This is a genomic window from Kocuria sp. NBRC 114282, from assembly GCF_030268385.1.
Lineage (GTDB): Bacteria > Actinomycetota > Actinomycetes > Actinomycetales > Micrococcaceae > Kocuria > Kocuria palustris.
Genome location: NZ_BSQO01000001.1, coordinates 475,206 through 490,643, shown reverse-complemented (window position 1 = coordinate 490,643; position 15,438 = coordinate 475,206). Strand labels below are relative to the sequence as shown.

Annotated in this window: 13 protein-coding genes and 1 tRNA gene; 6 read left to right on the top strand and 8 right to left on the bottom strand. The window is 71.3% G+C overall.

Going from position 1 to position 15,438, the window contains the following annotated elements; genetic code table 11:
- Positions 1-372 precede the first annotated feature (372 nt).
- Complete coding sequence (locus QSJ40_RS02215) at positions 373-1,389, top strand: DNA-3-methyladenine glycosylase family protein (protein WP_235444521.1); 1,017 nt, start codon at positions 373-375, stop codon at positions 1,387-1,389.
- Between the two features lie 133 nt (positions 1,390-1,522).
- On the opposite strand, the gene trxA is transcribed toward QSJ40_RS02215, so the two are convergent.
- The 3 genes from trxA to QSJ40_RS02200 form a co-directional block, all read right to left on the bottom strand.
- Positions 1,523-1,915 (bottom strand): thioredoxin, encoded by a 393-nt coding sequence (gene trxA / locus QSJ40_RS02210; RefSeq protein WP_040560385.1) that lies wholly within the window; start codon positions 1,913-1,915, stop codon positions 1,523-1,525.
- A 180-nt stretch (positions 1,916-2,095) separates the two neighbouring features.
- Positions 2,096-2,177, bottom strand: a tRNA-Tyr gene (locus QSJ40_RS02205).
- 132 nt (positions 2,178-2,309) lie between these two features.
- A complete protein-coding gene (locus QSJ40_RS02200; RefSeq protein ID WP_006215872.1) occupies positions 2,310-2,507 on the bottom strand; it encodes a hypothetical protein in 198 nt (65 codons plus the stop codon).
- Between the two features lie 210 nt (positions 2,508-2,717).
- Between QSJ40_RS02200 and QSJ40_RS02195 the strand changes: the two genes are divergently transcribed.
- Complete coding sequence (locus QSJ40_RS02195; RefSeq protein WP_006215871.1) at positions 2,718-3,209, top strand: YajQ family cyclic di-GMP-binding protein; 492 nt, start codon at positions 2,718-2,720, stop codon at positions 3,207-3,209.
- Between the two features lie 87 nt (positions 3,210-3,296).
- On the opposite strand, the gene htpX is transcribed toward QSJ40_RS02195, so the two are convergent.
- Together htpX and QSJ40_RS02185 are read right to left on the bottom strand one after the other, a co-directional pair.
- Complete coding sequence (gene htpX / locus QSJ40_RS02190; protein WP_024289893.1) at positions 3,297-4,175, bottom strand: zinc metalloprotease HtpX; 879 nt, start codon at positions 4,173-4,175, stop codon at positions 3,297-3,299.
- Between the two features lie 149 nt (positions 4,176-4,324).
- On the bottom strand, positions 4,325-6,841 hold the full coding sequence (locus QSJ40_RS02185; protein WP_285728453.1) for a sigma-70 family RNA polymerase sigma factor: 2,517 nt from the start codon (positions 6,839-6,841) through the stop codon (positions 4,325-4,327).
- Positions 6,842-7,166: 325 nt separating this feature from the next.
- Between QSJ40_RS02185 and QSJ40_RS02180 the strand changes: the two genes are divergently transcribed.
- Together QSJ40_RS02180 and QSJ40_RS02175 are read left to right on the top strand one after the other, a co-directional pair.
- Positions 7,167-7,706, top strand: a complete 540-nt coding sequence (locus QSJ40_RS02180; RefSeq protein WP_235444522.1) for a Fur family transcriptional regulator — start codon at positions 7,167-7,169, stop codon at positions 7,704-7,706.
- A gap of 82 nt (positions 7,707-7,788) precedes the next feature.
- Positions 7,789-9,309: a catalase gene (locus tag QSJ40_RS02175; protein ID WP_285728452.1), complete on the top strand. Its 1,521-nt coding sequence runs from the start codon at positions 7,789-7,791 to the stop codon at positions 9,307-9,309.
- 155 nt (positions 9,310-9,464) lie between these two features.
- Here the strand turns inward: QSJ40_RS02175 and QSJ40_RS02170 are convergent, their stop codons facing one another.
- Positions 9,465-10,970 carry an SseB family protein gene (locus QSJ40_RS02170; protein ID WP_285728451.1) on the bottom strand — a complete coding sequence of 502 codons (1,506 nt, stop codon included), beginning with the start codon at positions 10,968-10,970 and terminating at the stop codon, positions 9,465-9,467.
- 63 nt (positions 10,971-11,033) lie between these two features.
- Between QSJ40_RS02170 and QSJ40_RS02165 the strand changes: the two genes are divergently transcribed.
- Together QSJ40_RS02165 and rarD are read left to right on the top strand one after the other, a co-directional pair.
- A complete protein-coding gene (locus QSJ40_RS02165) occupies positions 11,034-12,458 on the top strand; it encodes a DUF6882 domain-containing protein (RefSeq protein ID WP_285728450.1) in 1,425 nt (474 codons plus the stop codon).
- A complete protein-coding gene (gene rarD / locus QSJ40_RS02160; RefSeq protein ID WP_278858139.1) occupies positions 12,455-13,450 on the top strand; it encodes an EamA family transporter RarD in 996 nt (331 codons plus the stop codon). Before QSJ40_RS02165 ends, rarD begins: the two co-directional genes overlap by 4 nt.
- A 143-nt stretch (positions 13,451-13,593) precedes the next feature.
- Here rarD and QSJ40_RS02155 read toward each other — a convergent pair whose 3' ends face one another.
- Together QSJ40_RS02155 and QSJ40_RS02150 are read right to left on the bottom strand one after the other, a co-directional pair.
- Positions 13,594-13,704, bottom strand: coding sequence for a methionine/alanine import family NSS transporter small subunit (locus QSJ40_RS02155; protein ID WP_081609431.1), 111 nt, complete (start codon positions 13,702-13,704; stop codon positions 13,594-13,596).
- A complete protein-coding gene (locus QSJ40_RS02150) occupies positions 13,701-15,395 on the bottom strand; it encodes a sodium-dependent transporter (protein WP_285728449.1) in 1,695 nt (564 codons plus the stop codon). Before QSJ40_RS02150 ends, QSJ40_RS02155 begins: the two co-directional genes overlap by 4 nt.
- Positions 15,396-15,438: the final 43 nt, after the last annotated feature.

Genomic DNA, 15,438 nt, shown 5'->3' with positions numbered 1-15,438 from the left:
CCTCACGGGATCGAGCGCACGACGAGGCGCCGCTGGAGGAGCGGTCGTCTGAAGTGGCTGCACATGGCTCCGGTGCTCCCCGAGTGCAGAAGGCGTCCTGCGTCGCTGGGTCCGCGCGGTTCGAAGCGCGGTGCGAGCCGAGGCTCGACGGTGGAGGCGACGGGATTCCAGCGGCCTGAGGCGGCCGCCGATCACCGACGAGAAGACGTCGGTGCACGACAGACAGATCCAGGGATGTGACCGGAAGGGTCGATCCACCCTAACCCACGCCTCCGCTGCTCGACCGGGGATGCAGGCCATCGTGAGCAGAGACACTCGGGCGGCCGCACCGCCGCGGCTGTGCTGTCGCCCCGCTGTGCCACGATCAGCGCCATGTCCGCCGGTCTCGCACGCAGCACCCCCGCTCGCCCTCGCGGCGCGGTCCAGGACGGGACAGCGCAGGCCGGCGAACATCGTCGGCGCTGGAGCCCGCCGGGGCCGGTGGACCTGGCGCAGTCGCTGGGGACGCTGGCGCGCGGGGCGCAGCACACGACCGCGCAGGTCCCCTCCCCGCAGCAGGCCTGGATCACCGCCCGGGTCGACGGCGCCCCGCTCACCGCGCGCTTCACCCGCGCCGGGGACGGCGACCTCCTGCGCCGGGACATCCTCGTCGACGCCTGGGGCCCCGGAGCGCGGGGCTTCCTGGACGAGGCTCCCCTGTGGTGCGGGGCCCGCGACGACTGGTCCGCGTTCGAGGACTCCCCCGACTGGGACGCCCTGCCGAGTTCCCTGCGTCAGGCCCGGCATCACAGCCCGGGGATGCGCCTGATCTCCACCGGGCGGCTCTTCGAGGCTCTGTGCGCCGCGGTGCTCGAGCAGCGCGTCACCGGGCACGAGGCCATCCGCGAGCAGCGCTGGCTGGCCCGCGCCCATGGGGACGCAGCCCCGGGTCCCGCACCGCGCGGCATGGCGGTCGCACCGACCCCGCAGCAGGTGCGGGCGATCCCGTCCTGGGCCTGGCACCGAGCAGGGGTCGATCCCGCCCGCTCGCGGACCATGGCTCTCATCGCCGCCCGGGCCGGTGCGCTGGCCCGCTGGAACCGCCGCCCGCTGGATGAGGATCTTGAGCGCGCGCTGAGATCCCTGCCCGGCGTGGGCCCGTGGACCGTCGCCGAGACCCTTCAGGTCACGCACGGCGATCCCGATCGCGTCAGCGTGGCCGACTACCACCTGGCGCATCACGTCACCGAGTTCTTCGACGGTTGCCGGGGCGACGACGCCCGCATGCTCGAGCTGCTCGAACCCTGGCGCGGGCACCGTCAGCGCGTCGTGCGGCTGCTGCACGCCTCGCAGTGGCGGGCCCAGCGCATGGGGCCGCGGCTGTCCCCCGAGGACCACCGCGAGCACTGACTCCAGGCGCTGCAGGGCGGTCTCCGGAGCTGCCTGCGCGCCGGTCGAGGCCATCCGGCCTGGACACGGCGAAGGGCGCCTCCCTTCGGGGGAGACGCCCTTGCGCTGGGGTGTCGGTGCCTGGCGGGTGGACTCAGCTCTGCTGGTCGTCGCCGGACTCCGCAGCGGCCTGCTGCTCGGCGACCTGCTTGTGGACCTCCTCCATGTCCAGGCCCTTCACGGCCTCGACGACCTGGTCCAGCCCGGACTCGGGCAGCACGCCGGCCTGCGAGAAGACGAGCACGCCCTCGCGGAAGGCCATCAGGGTGGGGATCGAGCTGATCTGGGCGGAGGCGGCCAGCATCTGCTGGTCCTCGGTGTCGATCTTGCCGTGCACGACGTCCTGGTGCTTCTCCGAGGACGCCTCGAAGGTGGGTGCGAACTGCTTGCAGGGCCCGCACCAGTCCGCCCACCAGTCCAGCAGGACGATGTCGTTCTGGGTGAGGGTCTCCTGCAGGTTCTCCTGCGTGATCTCAACGGTAGCCATGGCCGCCACCCTACGGACCGCGGCCTCGCGCGTCAGCGGCGGTTCGCCGTCGGTGGACACACCCCTTCCCGCGAGGGCCGACGAGGGACCTGCCGGGGCGCCCGGAGCCGCAGATGCGAGAAGGCGCCCCGGACCGTGTGGTCCGGGGCGCCTTCCTGGTCCTGCACAGCAGGACGCGTGTGGCAGATGAGGGATTCGAACCCCCGTAGGCAGTGCCAGCTGATTTACAGTCAGCCCCCTTTGGCCGCTCGGGTAATCTGCCGCGACCGCACCGGACGAGCCGATGCCGGAGATGCTCCCTGTGCGGGAGCACCGCTACTTTAGCGAAGCACCGGCCTGCGGCCAAATCCCGGCACGAGGCCAGTGCTCGCCCGCTCCGTCAGAGCTCGCCGGCCTAGGGCGCTGAGACGCGGGCGGACAGGCGGCCGAGAAAGGCATCGGCCTGCTCGCGGGAGACGTCTCCGCGCGAGACGGCCTGAGCCAGCTCCTCCGCCACCCCTTCCAGGCGGGGGTCGGAGCCAGCGGTGCTTCCGCCGAGGCGTGAGCTCGCGATCGCGGCGCTGCGACTCGAGGGGCTGTCGATCAGATTCATGCCTCCATGCTCGGCCGTTCACCTGTGCGAACCCGGTGGAGAGCATCACGGATTCATCACGACTCCCTAGACTGGAGCCCAGAGGCCCGTGATCACGCGGGCGACGGCCCCGTCGTCGACCGGAATTTCCAGGCAACTGCTGCGACTTGTTGCCGAGCAATGCGTCCGACGACCCCGTCGATGACCCTGAAGAGCCCCAGGAGGAGCACCATGGCCAGCGATTCCACCTTCGATGTCGTGAGCAAGGTCGACAAGCAGGAGGTCTCCAACGCGATGAACCAGGCGCAGAAGGAGGTCGCCCAGCGCTACGACTTCCGCGGCGTGGGCGCAGAGATCGACTTCTCCGGCGAGAAGATCCTCATCAAGGCCAACTCCGAGGAGCGGGCCAAGGCCGTGCTGGACGTCTTCCAGTCCAAGCTGGCCAAGCGCGGCATCTCCCTGAAGTCCTTGGACTCCGGCGAGCCCTTCGCCTCGGGCAAGGAGTACCGGATCGAGTCCACCATCAAGGAGGGCATCGCCCAGGACGACGCCAAGAAGATCACCAAGATCGTGCGCGATGAGGGCCCCAAGGGCGTCAAGGCCACGATCCAGGGCGACGAGCTGCGCGTCTCGTCCAAGTCCCGCGACGACCTCCAGGAGACCATCGCGCTGCTCAAGGGCAAGGACCTGGACGTCGACCTGCAGTTCATCAACTTCCGCTGATAGTCCCCCACCGCCGCCCCCTGGCGAACGACGAAGGGGCGCCGTCGCAGCATCTCGGCTGCGACGGCGCCCCTTCGTCGTGTCGGCTCAGCCCTCGTGGAGCATGGCCTGCAGGCGCTCGATGCGCTGGGCCGTGGGCGGGTGCGTGCTGAACATCCGGGAGAGTCCGCCGCCGCGGAACGGGTTCGCGATCATCATGGACGACGTGTTGACCACCCTCTGGTCATCGGCCGGCAGCGGCCTGGCGTTGACTCCGTTCTCGATCTTGTTCAGCGCATTGGCCAGGGCCAGCGGATCGCCCGTCAGCCGGGCGCCGTCCTCGTCGGCGTCGAACTCCCGGGTGCGCGAGATCGCCATCTGGATGACCGAGGCGGCCACCGGGGCCAGGAAGGCGACGGCCAGGGCCGCCAGCGGGTTGCCCCTCTCGTCGCCCCCGCGCCCGCCGAAGATCGCGGTGAACTGCAGGAACTGCGCGATCGAGGTGATGATGCCCGCGATCGCCGCAGCCACGGACGAGGTGAGGATGTCCCGGTTGTAGACGTGCTGAAGCTCGTGGCCCAGCACGCCGCGCAGCTCGCGCTCGCTGAGCAGCTGCAGGATCCCCTCCGTGACGCACACCGCGGAGTTCTTGGGGTCGCGGCCGGTGGCGAAGGCGTTGGGACTCGAGGTGGGCGAGACGTAGAGCCGGGGCATGGGCTGTCCGGCGCGATCGGAGAGCTCGCGCACCGTGGCGTACAGCCAGGGCGCCTGCTGCTCGCTGACCTCGACGGCGTGCATGGAGCGCAGCGCGAGCTTGTCGCTGTTCCAGTAGCTGTAGGCCGTGGAAGCCAGCCCGATCAGCGCGAAGAGGAGGATGAAGATCGAGCTGCCCGTGCTCAGCGAGATGCCGTACCCGATCAGCACGAGCAGGCCCCACATCCCCCCGAGCAGCGCTGCGGTCTTCAGCCCGTTGAAATGTCGGTGCATGCGAGGCCTCTTCCTCTCGTACGTCGGGTCGGTCACGCCGCACTCGGCGCGCGGAAGCTGCCTGCGGCCCCTCGGGCCGGCAGCTGCCGGGCGATGCGAGCGATCCCTCGTTCACCGGTCTGAACCGGCAGGCTCCGTGGGGATGTTCCCTAGGCCACCGTTTCCGCAGACAGTTCCCAGTATCCGGCCACGCCGGGCCACAGGACCTGCCACAGCCACAACCACTCGCTGCGCGGGACCCACACCCAGGTGCCGCCGGCCACCTCGGTCGGCGGCTGGTTCGGGTCCGTGCTGCCGCTGCCCGGAGTCGTGCCGTCCGTGTCCGGCTGGTCGGGGTCCGCAGACTCCCCGCCCGTGGCCGGCTGGTCGGAGTCCGCAGACTCCTCGCCCGTGTCCGACTGGTCGGTGGAATCGGTCGAGTCGTCGGTGGTCGGAGGGCTCTCCCCGTCCCCCGGCTCGGGGGGCTCCGTGGTCTGCTCGGGGGTGGGCTCCGGCTCCGATGCGGACTCGCCGGTGGCAGTGGGCTGCGGAGCCGGATCGGTCGTGCCGCTCGAACCGGGATCGCCGCTGGAGCTGCCGCTGCCCGGAGTCGTGCCGTCCGTGTCCGACTGGCCGGAGTCCGCAGACTCCGCGTCCGTGGCCTGATCGGTCGAGTCGTCGGTGGTCGGAGGGCTCTCCCGGTCCCCCGGCTCGGTGGGATCCGTGGTCTGCTCGGGGGTGGACTCCGGCTCCGGTGCGGGCTCGCCGGTGGGAGCGGGCTGCGGAGCCGGATCGGTCGTGCCGCTCGAACCGGGATCGCCGCTGGAGCTGCCGCTGCCGGAGGCCTCTCCGCTGCTCGAGCCGCCGGGGGCGCCTTCGCCCCCCGTACCGCCCGACACCCCGCCGTCGCTGCCGGAGGCACCGCTGCCGGAGCCGCCGCCGCTCGCGGGCCGATCGGCTCCGTCATCAGCACCGCCGGCAGCGGCGTCGCCGGCGGCGCCGGAGTCCGCCCCGTTTCCTGCCCGACTGTCCTCGGCCGAGGCCTCGCTGCCGGAGTCCGCGCCGTTGCCAGCGCTCTGGTCATCGGCCTGGTCGGCCGGACCGAAGGCCGCGAGCCGGTCGGCGCTGTCCGACGCATCGGCCGGATCCGCCGAGGAGGTTCCGCCGCCGGGCGCCGAGTCAGCGCCGGCATCGCCGGCAGCGTCCCCGAACAGGGAGCCGCCCGAGTCCGCGCCGTCATCGCCGCCACGGCCGTCGCCGTCACCCTCGCCGTCGCCGCTCTGCTCGTCGCTGCTGTCGACCTCGCCCTCGCCCGCGGGGAAGGGCAGTCCCCCGATGGCGCTGGCGCCGCCGTCGTCATGGCGGACGAGCGTGGACACGCCCAGGCCGACGAGCGAGACCGCAGCCGCCGCAGCGACCACGCCGACCGCGACCTTCAACCCGATGCCGCCGGCCACGTCCGCACCCATGCCGAGCTTGCCGCCCTCGCTCGCCGAGCCTGCCCCACCGGCGGAGCCGCCGCCCGCTGAGCCTGCGGCTGTCGCGGAGCCTGCGGCGACTGCGCCGTCGGCGGGTGCCGGAGTCAGCATTGAAGGGTCTGCGGGGGCCTGGCCGGAACCGCCCGATACCTCCGCAGATCCCCCGGCGGAGCTCCCGCCGGCCCCTGCGGCGAGCGCACTGCCCGTGCCGGAGGCGAGGATCGCGGTGAGCACCTTGGACTCGGTGCCCCACAGCGGCAGCGCCGCCAGCACCGGGAGGATCCAGACGCGCAGACCCACGCCGACGTCCTCGAGCTGGAGGTACTCGGCGGTGCAGCGCGGGCAGGCGTCGAGGTGCTGCTGCAGCTTGGCGCGGCGCCGGGAGGCCAGGGTCCCTGCGGCGAACGCGCCCAGCTCGCCGGCGTACTCCGGGCAGGCGTCGGTGGCCTCGGCCGAGACCTGCGCCTGCAGGTAGGCGCTCTGCAGGCCCTGCCGGGCCCGCTTGGCCAGGGCAGAGACGGCGTTGGGGCTGATCTGCAGCTCCTCGGCCACCGCCGCGGGCTTCATGCCCTCGATCTCGGTGTGCCACAGCACGGCCTGCCAGCGCTCGGGCAGCGAGCCGTAGGCCGTGGCCACCACGGCGGCCTCGCACTGTCGCACGACGACGTCGTCGAACTCCTCGGGTCGATCCAGCTCGGCCTCGTCCTCCGAGGGGCGCACGCGGCCGGCCGCCATGCCGTGGTCGACCGCCAGACGGCCGATGGTGGTGACCAGGTAGCTGCGCATGTACTTGCGGGGGCCGCCGCCGCGGCGCAGGACGCTGAGGATGCGGGCGAAGGCCTCGGAGACCAGGTCCTCGGCGTCGTGCACATTGCGGGTGTGCATGCGCGCGACGTTCAGCGCGGTCGAGCGGTGCCGCTCGTAGAGCGCGGCGTACGAGCTCTCGTCGCCGGCGCGAGCCGAATCCAGCAGCGCCTCATCGGCGATCGCCTCATCCTCGGGGGCCGCGGACTCCTCCTGCGGGGACTCGAGGTCTGCGGGGGCGATCGGTGCGGCGGCCGCACCGGCATCGTCGGCAGCGGACCAAGGCGTCTGCGGGCCCGGGCCGGCCTCCGCCCCGTCCTGAGGGCGCGGCTCGTGCCCGGAGGCGGGCTCGTGGCTCGTCGCCTCCGGCTCGCTGTCCGCAGGATTCTCGTGATGGGGGTTCATGGGGCGCATTCGGTGCTCGGACGTGGGAGGCGGCTTCTTCAGCCCTGTTCGTCAAACGGATGCATCCGCCAGGAGGCGCAGTCCGCCCCCGTGTGCGGGCGCTCGCGTCGAGGCCGCCGAACCGCATCAGGCCCTCCCGGAGGGGACGCGGCGATCTGCACCTGAGGATAGGCAAGGCCGACGCGCGGGGCCAGTCGGATGACGGCGCCGCAAGAGACATATGCGTTCGCATCACCGCAGATCAGCGTCGTCGCCTCCCCGAGACGAGTGATGCAGGACATGCCGTTCTTGTGAGTTTCTCAGAATTATCGCTACACTCGGGACCATGAGGACATCAGCACTCGAGACGGAGACCCACGGGTACCCGCCGCACGAGGGCCGCGTCGTGACCAGCGAGGACTGGAGCGCACAGCTGCGAGCCCAGGGGCGCCGGGTCACCCGTCAGCGCCTGGCCGTCCTGGCCGCAGTCCAGGACCACCCCCACAGCTCGGCCGAGCAGATCGCCGAGCTCGTGCGGGGTCAGCTGCCCAGCATCAGCACTCAGTCGGTGTACGTCGTGCTGACGGACCTGACGAGCCTGGAGATGCTGCGCAAGTTCGAGCCCCCGGGCCGACCCGCCCTCTACGAGACCCGCACCGGCGACAACCACCATCACGCCTACTGCGTGCGCTGCGGGCAGGTGGAGGACGTCGACTGCGCGGTCGGCGCCGCGCCGTGCCTGAGACCCTCGGATGACCTCGGCATGCAGCTGCTCTCCGCCGACGTCCTCTACCGCGGCATCTGCCGCAGCTGTCGTGCGGCCGAGGCCGCCGCAGCAGCGGAAGCCGCCCCACAGACCCCCGGAGCGGTCGCTGCTGCTGGCTGACCCGGGCCGTCGCAGGGGCGGCGCGTCAAGCGCGGCGCCCGGATCGACGACCATCGCAAGATCACCTCACAGGAGGAACACCGTGGCCGAGAAGAACATCTACGAAGACGGACTGCGCCCCACCGGCGAGTTCACGACCGATCAGCTGGGCAAGCCCGTCCAGTCGGACGCCCACTCGCTGACGAGCGGCGGCCCCGACGGCGTCATCGCCCTGCACGACACCTACGTCGTGGAGAAGCTGGCGGCCTTCGACCGCGAGCGCGTCCCCGAGCGCGTGGTGCACGCCAAGGGCGGCGGCGCCTTCGGCGAGCTCGAGATCACCGAGGACGTCTCGGAGTACACCCGTGCGGCGGTCTTCCAGAAGGGCACCAAGACGCCCATGCTGGCCCGCTTCTCCACGGTCGCCGGCGAGCAGGGCTCGCCCGATACCTGGCGCGATCCCCGCGGCTTCGCGCTGAAGTTCTACACCACCGAGGGCAACCTCGACATCGTGGGCAACAACACCCCGATCTTCTTCATCCGCGACGGCATCAAGTTCCCGGACTTCATCCACTCGCAGAAGCGCCTCCCCGGCTCGGGCCTGCGCGACAACACCATGCAGTGGGACTTCTGGACCCAGTCCCCGGAGTCGGCCCACCAGGTCACCTACCTCATGGGCTCGCGCGGCATCCCCAAGAACTGGCGCCACATGAACGGCTACGGCTCGCACACCTACCAGTGGGTCAATGAGGCCGGCGAGCGCTTCTGGGTGAAGTACCACTTCATCTCCGAGCAGGGCGTCGAGGGGCTCACCGGCGAGGAGGCCGCGCACATCGCCGGCCAGGACGCCGACGCCCACCGCCGCGACCTCTACGACTCCATCGAGAAGGGCGACTTCCCGGCCTGGTCGGTCGAGGTGCAGATCATGCCCTACGAGGACGGCAAGACCTACAAGGTCAACCCGTTCGACGTCACCAAGACGCTCTCGCACAAGGACTACCCGCGGAAGAAGATCGGCCGGTTCGTGCTGAACCAGAACCCGCTGAACTACTTCGCCCAGATCGAGCAGGCGGCCTTCTCCCCGGGCAACACCGTGCCCGGCCACGAGATCTCCCCGGACAAGATGCTCATGACCCGCGTGTTCTCCTACCCGGACACGCACCGTCACCGCATCGGGGCGAACTTCGCGGAGCTGCCGGTGAACTACCCGCACTACGCCGAGAACAACTCGTACTCGCACGACGGCCCCATGCGCTACACCTTCAAGGCCCCGACCCAGCCGGTCTACGCGCCCAACACCGCCGGCGGCCCCGTCGCCGGCCAGGGCGTCAAGCCGGCCGACGAGATGCGCTGGGAGACGGACGGCGAGATGGTGCGCGCCGCCGCGACCCTGCGCGCCGAGGACGACGACTTCTCGCAGCCCGGCAAGCTGTACTCGGAGGTCATGGACGCCGAGGAGCAGCAGATCCTGGTGGACAACATCGCCGGGCACGTGGGCGACGTCCAGGACGAGACGATCAAGGAGCGCGCCTTCCAGTACTGGGAGAACGTGCACCCCGAGCTGGGCAAGCGCGTGCGCGAGGCGGAGGCCGCCAACCGCGGCGCCGACGCCAAGTACGTGTGATCCGCTGATCCGCCTCCGGCCGCTGCGCGGCCGATGAGCGACAGGCCCCCTCGACCATCCGGTCGAGGGGGCCTGCTTCCATCCCGCTGCCCTGCGGCCACGAGCTCCAGCGCAGCAGGACGGATGCCGCGCGGAGGCGCCGCCCGGGCGCCCCCTCAGCGGAGGTCAGGCGAGAACGGCTGGCTGCCCGGTATGGCGCCCGGGTCCTCCGACTCGGCTTCGAAGTCCTCGTCGTCCGCCTCCGCCGCGCGGCGCTGCTGGTCCTCGGACTCCTCGAGCGAGGCCAGCAGGCGGAAGATCTCGTCCATCTCGAACACGGCCATGGGCGCCCTGGCGTTGAGCCGGATGCGCCGCGCCCCCGAGTCCAGGGCCATGCGCAGGACATCGCGTCCGGAGGCCGCACGGGACTCGAGGCTGCGGTCCAGGGCCGCGACCTCGGCCACGGAGGTGAAGACGTAGAGCGTGTCCGCGGTGCCGTCGTCGTTCGAGGCGAAGACCGGCGGCGGGACGGAGCCGTCCTGCGGGGGCTCGGTGGCCACGAGCAGCCTGGACTCCCGCCCGACCATGCCGCCGAGGATCTGCGGGATGCTGCCGGAGACCAGACCGCCCTTGACGACGTCGTTGTGCGGCGAGGACAGGGCCCACTGGATCTGCCGACGCGGGATGCGGCAGGAGGCCTTCCCAGGATCGACCACCAGGTGGTCGTACTGCTCGTCCTGCATCAGGATCTGCAGCGGCACGAGCGTCGGCTGGCGCAGCAGCGTGGGCTCGCCGGCCTCCTGGCCCGAGAACCGCCGGAAGGCCTCCCGGGCCTCCTCCTCCGAGGTGAACACTGCCAGGCCCACCGCGCCGTCCTGATCGCGCAGGCTCTGCAGCCGGATCGTCGACTCGGGACCGGGCTGGGCTCCCTCCGCATCGGGCACCAGGTCGGAGCCGCTGGCATCGAGCACCACGGTCCCCTGCATGGCCTGGCGGAGGACCTCGATCATCGCCTCCTCCGAAGGGGCGGCGGCGAAGCCGAGCACGGCTTCGCGCAGCAGCGGATTGACGGTGGACCCGTCCACCGCGGAGGCGACGTCCTCCGGGGCCAGCACGGGGATGCTCACGTCCGCCTGCGCGGCCATCTCGGCCAGCCACGACGGGACCCGGTCCTCCGTGCGCGGGAAGCGCTCGAGGTGCGCGAGGGCGTCCTCGAGCCCGTACGGGCCCTCCTCCCCGAGGACCTCCGGGCGCTCGTCGTAGACGTGGTGGGCCGTGAAGCGGTGCTCGGGCTCCGGCCAGCCCTCGGCGATCACGATCACGCTGGTCGCGAACCAGGTGCCGCGTCCGGGACGGTAGCTCAGCGACTGCAGCCGCTCGATGCTGCGCAGCACGGGGCTCGCCGCATTGAGGGGGCCCACGGTGCCGGGCTGGACCCGGCCATCGCGCTCCTCCGAGATCCGCAGCCACACGCGGCCGTCCTGCGGCTTGAGATCGAGGATCATCCGCTGCCAGCCGGGCCGGGCGTTCACGACGCTGAGCACCCACTGCCCGATCGTGCGCAGCTGCTGCTGCAGCAGCTCGGCGGTCTGGGCGTCGGTGCGCTGCTCGGCGCCGTGGCTGCCCGGACGGCGACGGCCGGAGGGCTCGGGAACGGGGGCGGGGGCGGGATCCTGCGTCATGGCTCAACCCTATCCAGGTCCTGCCACCGCCCGGGCGCGCTCTGCCTTGCTAGCCTGGGGCCCATGACGACATCACTGCAGCAGCTGATCGACGATTCGGTCTTCATCTCGACCGAGCACCAGGCCCGCCTGGCCGAACTGAGCCAGGGCGTCGAGTGGGACGTCGACTTCTCGGCAGCCTCGTTCACCCTGCAGTCCGACCCGCCGGTCACGCTGCGGCCCCACCTGCTGGGCACCGACTCCACCAGCCGCGGCTCGTGGATCTGGGCCTGGCAGGAGCTCGGGCACTTCCCTCCGGAGGTCGTCGCCGCCTCGGTGCAGGCCCGCCAGGCCGGCTCGCGCAGCGATGTCGAGGAGCTGATCGCCGATGAGATCCCCCGCGAGGACGGGCTGGCTCGTCGCCTTGCCCTGGCCGCGAAGTCCGTCACGGGGATCTGGGCCCACTACCCCGCCGGCGTGGGCGGCCAGGTCACCGCGTGGCTGCTGCTCGAGGGCCCCGAGCTCGAGCTGCCCGCGCTGGACGTCGAGACGATGATGCGCGTGATCGCCGAGGCGCTGCAGACCGGCACCGCCGAGGACCACTGCCGCGCAGTGGACTCCTACATCCGCCTGCGCGGCGCCCACATCGACTGGGACGGCGAGACCACCTGCGTCATCACGACCCGCTCCGGCGCCCAGCGGCTGTGGTTCGAGGACCGGAAGATCGACGCCGCCGAGTCCGCCGATCCCCTGGTCGGGGAGCAGGAGCTCAGCGTCCTCGAGGAGGAGGCCGTCTCCCGCCGCGAGGCCCTGCGCGCCGATCGCGACGATGCGCTGCGTCTGGCCGCTGCGGAGGCCGAGCGCGATCGCGCCGCCCGCCAGGCCGACGAGCAGGCTCGCCGGGAGGCCACCGCAGCCCAGGAGCGCGCCGAGCAGGAGCCGGCGGCTCCCGCCGCCGATGCCGAGCAGACCCCGCTTCCCGACCAGCTCTCCCGCGAGGAGCTCGAGGCCCCCGTGCCGGCCTCCGAGCAGCCCGAGATCCAGGACGACGAGCCCGCCTACGAGATCTCCCACGACGAGCCGGAGCAGCCGCGCGAGGACGAGCCGACCGTCACCTACGGCGGTGCTGCCGCCGAGGACGACCTCCCCTACGACCAGGATCCGCGCCGCGACGTGGCTCCCGGCGAGGTCACGACCTCCACGGTGCCCGTGGCCGAGACCCCGGACGTGGCGGAGACCTCGGACGAGGACTCCCACGACGACGAGCGCTCTTCCGAGGAGGCTGCGGCGGCCCCTGCCGAGCAGGACCGCCCGGAGGCTCGGGAGGCCGAGACCGTCGAGCGCATCGATGCCGAGGACCTGCGCCGCCAGGACTCCGAGCGCACCGTCGCCCCGGTCGAGGACCCGCAGGACGTAGCCGTCGACGACCAGGCCGCCGAGCGGACCCGCCCGGCCGAGGACGACCAGCCGCGCAAGAGGGGCTTCCTGAGCCGCTTCTTCGGACGGTGAGTCTGACGCCGGACCCGGCCCCGACCTCCGGTCCGGCCCCGGAGGTCGTCGACGTCCGCCATGTGCGCAGCCCCCGCGCGGGGCTGGCACAGGGCATCGCCGCCTACACCTTCTGGGGCGTGCTCCCGCTGTACTTCGTGGCGCTGGCGCCTGCCGGCCCCTGGGAGATCGTCTCCATGCGCATCGGGTTCGCGCTGGTGCTGTGCATGATCATGCTCGGGGTCTTCCGGCAGTTCGGCCGCTTCGCGGCGGCGCTGTCCCAGCCGCGAGTGCTCGGCCTCCTCGCGCTGGCCGCCGTGCTCGTGGGGATGAACTGGACGCTCTACACGATCGCCACGACCTCCGGGCACACGCTCGAGGCTTCGCTGGGGTACTTCATCAATCCTCTGGTCTCGATCCTGCTGGGCGTCCTGGTGCTGCGTGAGCGGCTGCGGACCCTCCAGTGGGGCGCCCTGATCCTGGGGGCGACCGCTGTGCTGGTCATGTCGGTCTTCTACGGCCAGGTGCCCTGGATGTCGCTCGGGCTGGCCTTCACCTTCGGCTTCTACGGGCTCGTGAAGTCCATGGTCGGCAGCAGCTGGCCCGCCCTGGTGACCCTGTCGGTCGAGACGCTCGTCCTGCTGATCCCGTCCTCGATCATCGTGGGGCTGCTGATCAGCCGCGATGCGCTGGTCTTCGGCACCGCCGGCCCGGCCAACACGGCCCTCATGATCGGCACGGGCGTGATCACCGTGGGCCCGCTGCTGCTGTTCGGGCTCGCGGCCTCCAACCTCCCGCTGTCCACAGTGGGCATGCTGCAGTACATCGCCCCGATCCTGCAGTTCATCGTGGCGGTGGTCATCCTGCACGAGGCCATGCCGCCGGAGCGCTGGGCCGGGTTCTTCGTCGTCTGGGCCGCCGTCGTGTTGATGATCGCCGACGCGGTCCTCGCCGGGCGTCGCCGCCGCCGCGACCGCGCAGCCGAGCCCGTCGAGGCTCGCCCCCTCGGCTGAGCCGGCCACCGCGCGGAGCACGGCCCCGGGACAGAGACGACGAGTCGCCCCGAGCAAGAGGCCCCTGCCTCCGGCTGCCCGTCAGGCAGCGGAGGCAGGGGCCTCTGCGGTTCACCGGAGCCCGCACGGAGCGGTTGCCGGTCTCAGTCGTCCTGCTCCTCCGGGGAGTTGCGCAGGTGCAGCAGCGAGGCGAGCAGGCCGCCCCAGACCGTCACCATGGCGACGATCATCATGACCACGGCGGTGGTGCTCATCGGACGTTCTCCTCGTTCTCAGCGGGAATCTCGGTGCGGACGCCGGGCTCGGAGCCCTGTGCCCAGGGGCTGCGGGGGCCGTCCTGCAGCGGTGAGTGCCCGGAGGTCCCGAGCAGGCGCCGATCCAGCACGGAGTCCAGGATGGCCGGGGCCGGGGACTGCTGGGAGGCGCGCGAGCGCTCGGACCAGGGGATGCGGGTCATCAGCCAGGACAGCACCGGCAGCGCCAGCGCCATGCCCCAGCCGAACACGCCCACATACCAGCTCGGGTATCCCCCGTAGCCCTCGGACAGGGTCACGGACAGCTGGCCGATCAGGGAGTAGCCCAGCACGACGACGCCCAGGCCGCCGACCAGCAGCATCCAGGTGCGCCCGAGCTTGAAGGTGGACACCGAGTTGAGGTGATCGCGCAGCACCGGCAGTGCCGTCAGCCCGGAAGTGAGCAGCACGACCGCCACCAGGGCCACGAGCATGATGCCGTAGTTGTTCACGAAGGCGTCGGCGACGTCCAGCAGGCTCAGGCCCGTGGTCGTGGGCAACAGCGCAAGGGAGACGATCGCCAGCGGGACGGTGACCACCAGGACGGCCGGCACGCGGGTCAGGCCCAGCTTGTCCTGGAAGCCCGCGATGATGACCTCCACGATCGAGATCAGCGAGGTGAACCCGGCGAAGGTCAGGGCCCCGAAGAACAGGACGCCGATCAGGGTGCCGGCGGGCGCCTCCGAGATGATCGTGGGGAAGGCGATGAAGGCCAGGCCGATGCCGTTGGTCGCGACATCGCCGACGGCGACTCCGGACGCGCTGGCCATGAAGCCCAGGGCGGCGAAGACGCCGATGCCCGCGAGGATCTCGAAGCTCGAGTTCGCGAAGCCGACCACCAGCGCGGAGCTGGTGAGATCGGTCTTGGGCTTGAGGTAGGAGGCGTAGGTGACCATGATCCCGAAGCCCACGGACAGCGAGAAGAAGATCTGGCCGTAGGCGGCCATCCACACCGACGGGTTGGACAGCGCCGACCAGTCCGGGGTGAACAGGGCGTCCAGGCCCATGCCCGCCCCGTCCAGGGTCAGCGAGATGACCACCATGACGACGAACATGACGATCAGCAGCGGCAGGAAGATCACGTTGAAGCGGCCGATGCCCTTCTGCACGCCCAGCGACATCACGACGATCAGCACGCCCCACACGAGGATCATGCCGATGAGCACCTGGGGCACGAAGTCGAAGCTCGGGGCGACGGTCTCGGCGACCTGGAGGTACTGGCCCATCAGGAAGCCCTCGGGGTCATCGCCCCAGGCCTTGGTGAAGGAGAAGATCGTGTAGGACCCGGCCCAGGCCAGGATCGCGGCGTAGTACACGGCGATGACGCAGCAGATGGCCAGCTGCCACCAGCCCAGGACCTCCGCCTTGGGGTGCAGGCGGCGGAAGGCCAGCGGGGCGGAGGCGCGGAAGCGGTGTCCCACGGCGTAGTCCAGCATGAGCAGCGGCAGGCCGGCCGAGAGCAGCGCGACCAGGTACGGGATCATGAAGGCGCCGCCGCCGTTGTCGTAGGCGATGTACGGGAAGCGCCAGATGTTGCCCAGGCCGATGGCGGAGCCCATGGCGGCCAGGATGAAGACGGTGCGGCTGGAGAAGGCTTCGCGCTCGTGCGAGGAGCGGACCTCCGTGGTCGCGGAAGCGTTGGGTGAGGACACGTTCCACCTCGAGAAATCAGGGCTCGACGGCGCGTGTGCGTCC

Bases quoted from the DNA above. Each gene is read 5' to 3' on its own strand.
- QSJ40_RS02165 (WP_285728450.1), top strand. From the start codon at position 11,034: ATGACGACATCACTGCAGCAGCTGATCGACGATTCGGTCTTCATCTCG.
- QSJ40_RS02170 (WP_285728451.1), bottom strand. From the start codon at position 10,970: ATGACGCAGGATCCCGCCCCCGCCCCCGTTCCCGAGCCCTCCGGCCGT.
- QSJ40_RS02195 (WP_006215871.1), top strand. From the start codon at position 2,718: ATGGCCAGCGATTCCACCTTCGATGTCGTGAGCAAGGTCGACAAGCAG.
- QSJ40_RS02200 (WP_006215872.1), bottom strand. From the start codon at position 2,507: ATGAATCTGATCGACAGCCCCTCGAGTCGCAGCGCCGCGATCGCGAGC.
- trxA (WP_040560385.1), bottom strand. From the start codon at position 1,915: ATGGCTACCGTTGAGATCACGCAGGAGAACCTGCAGGAGACCCTCACC.
- htpX (WP_024289893.1), bottom strand. From the start codon at position 4,175: ATGCACCGACATTTCAACGGGCTGAAGACCGCAGCGCTGCTCGGGGGG.
- QSJ40_RS02215 (WP_235444521.1), top strand. From the start codon at position 373: ATGTCCGCCGGTCTCGCACGCAGCACCCCCGCTCGCCCTCGCGGCGCG.
- QSJ40_RS02185 (WP_285728453.1), bottom strand. From the start codon at position 6,841: ATGAACCCCCATCACGAGAATCCTGCGGACAGCGAGCCGGAGGCGACG.
- QSJ40_RS02155 (WP_081609431.1), bottom strand. From the start codon at position 13,704: ATGAGCACCACCGCCGTGGTCATGATGATCGTCGCCATGGTGACGGTC.
- QSJ40_RS02180 (WP_235444522.1), top strand. From the start codon at position 7,167: ATGAGGACATCAGCACTCGAGACGGAGACCCACGGGTACCCGCCGCAC.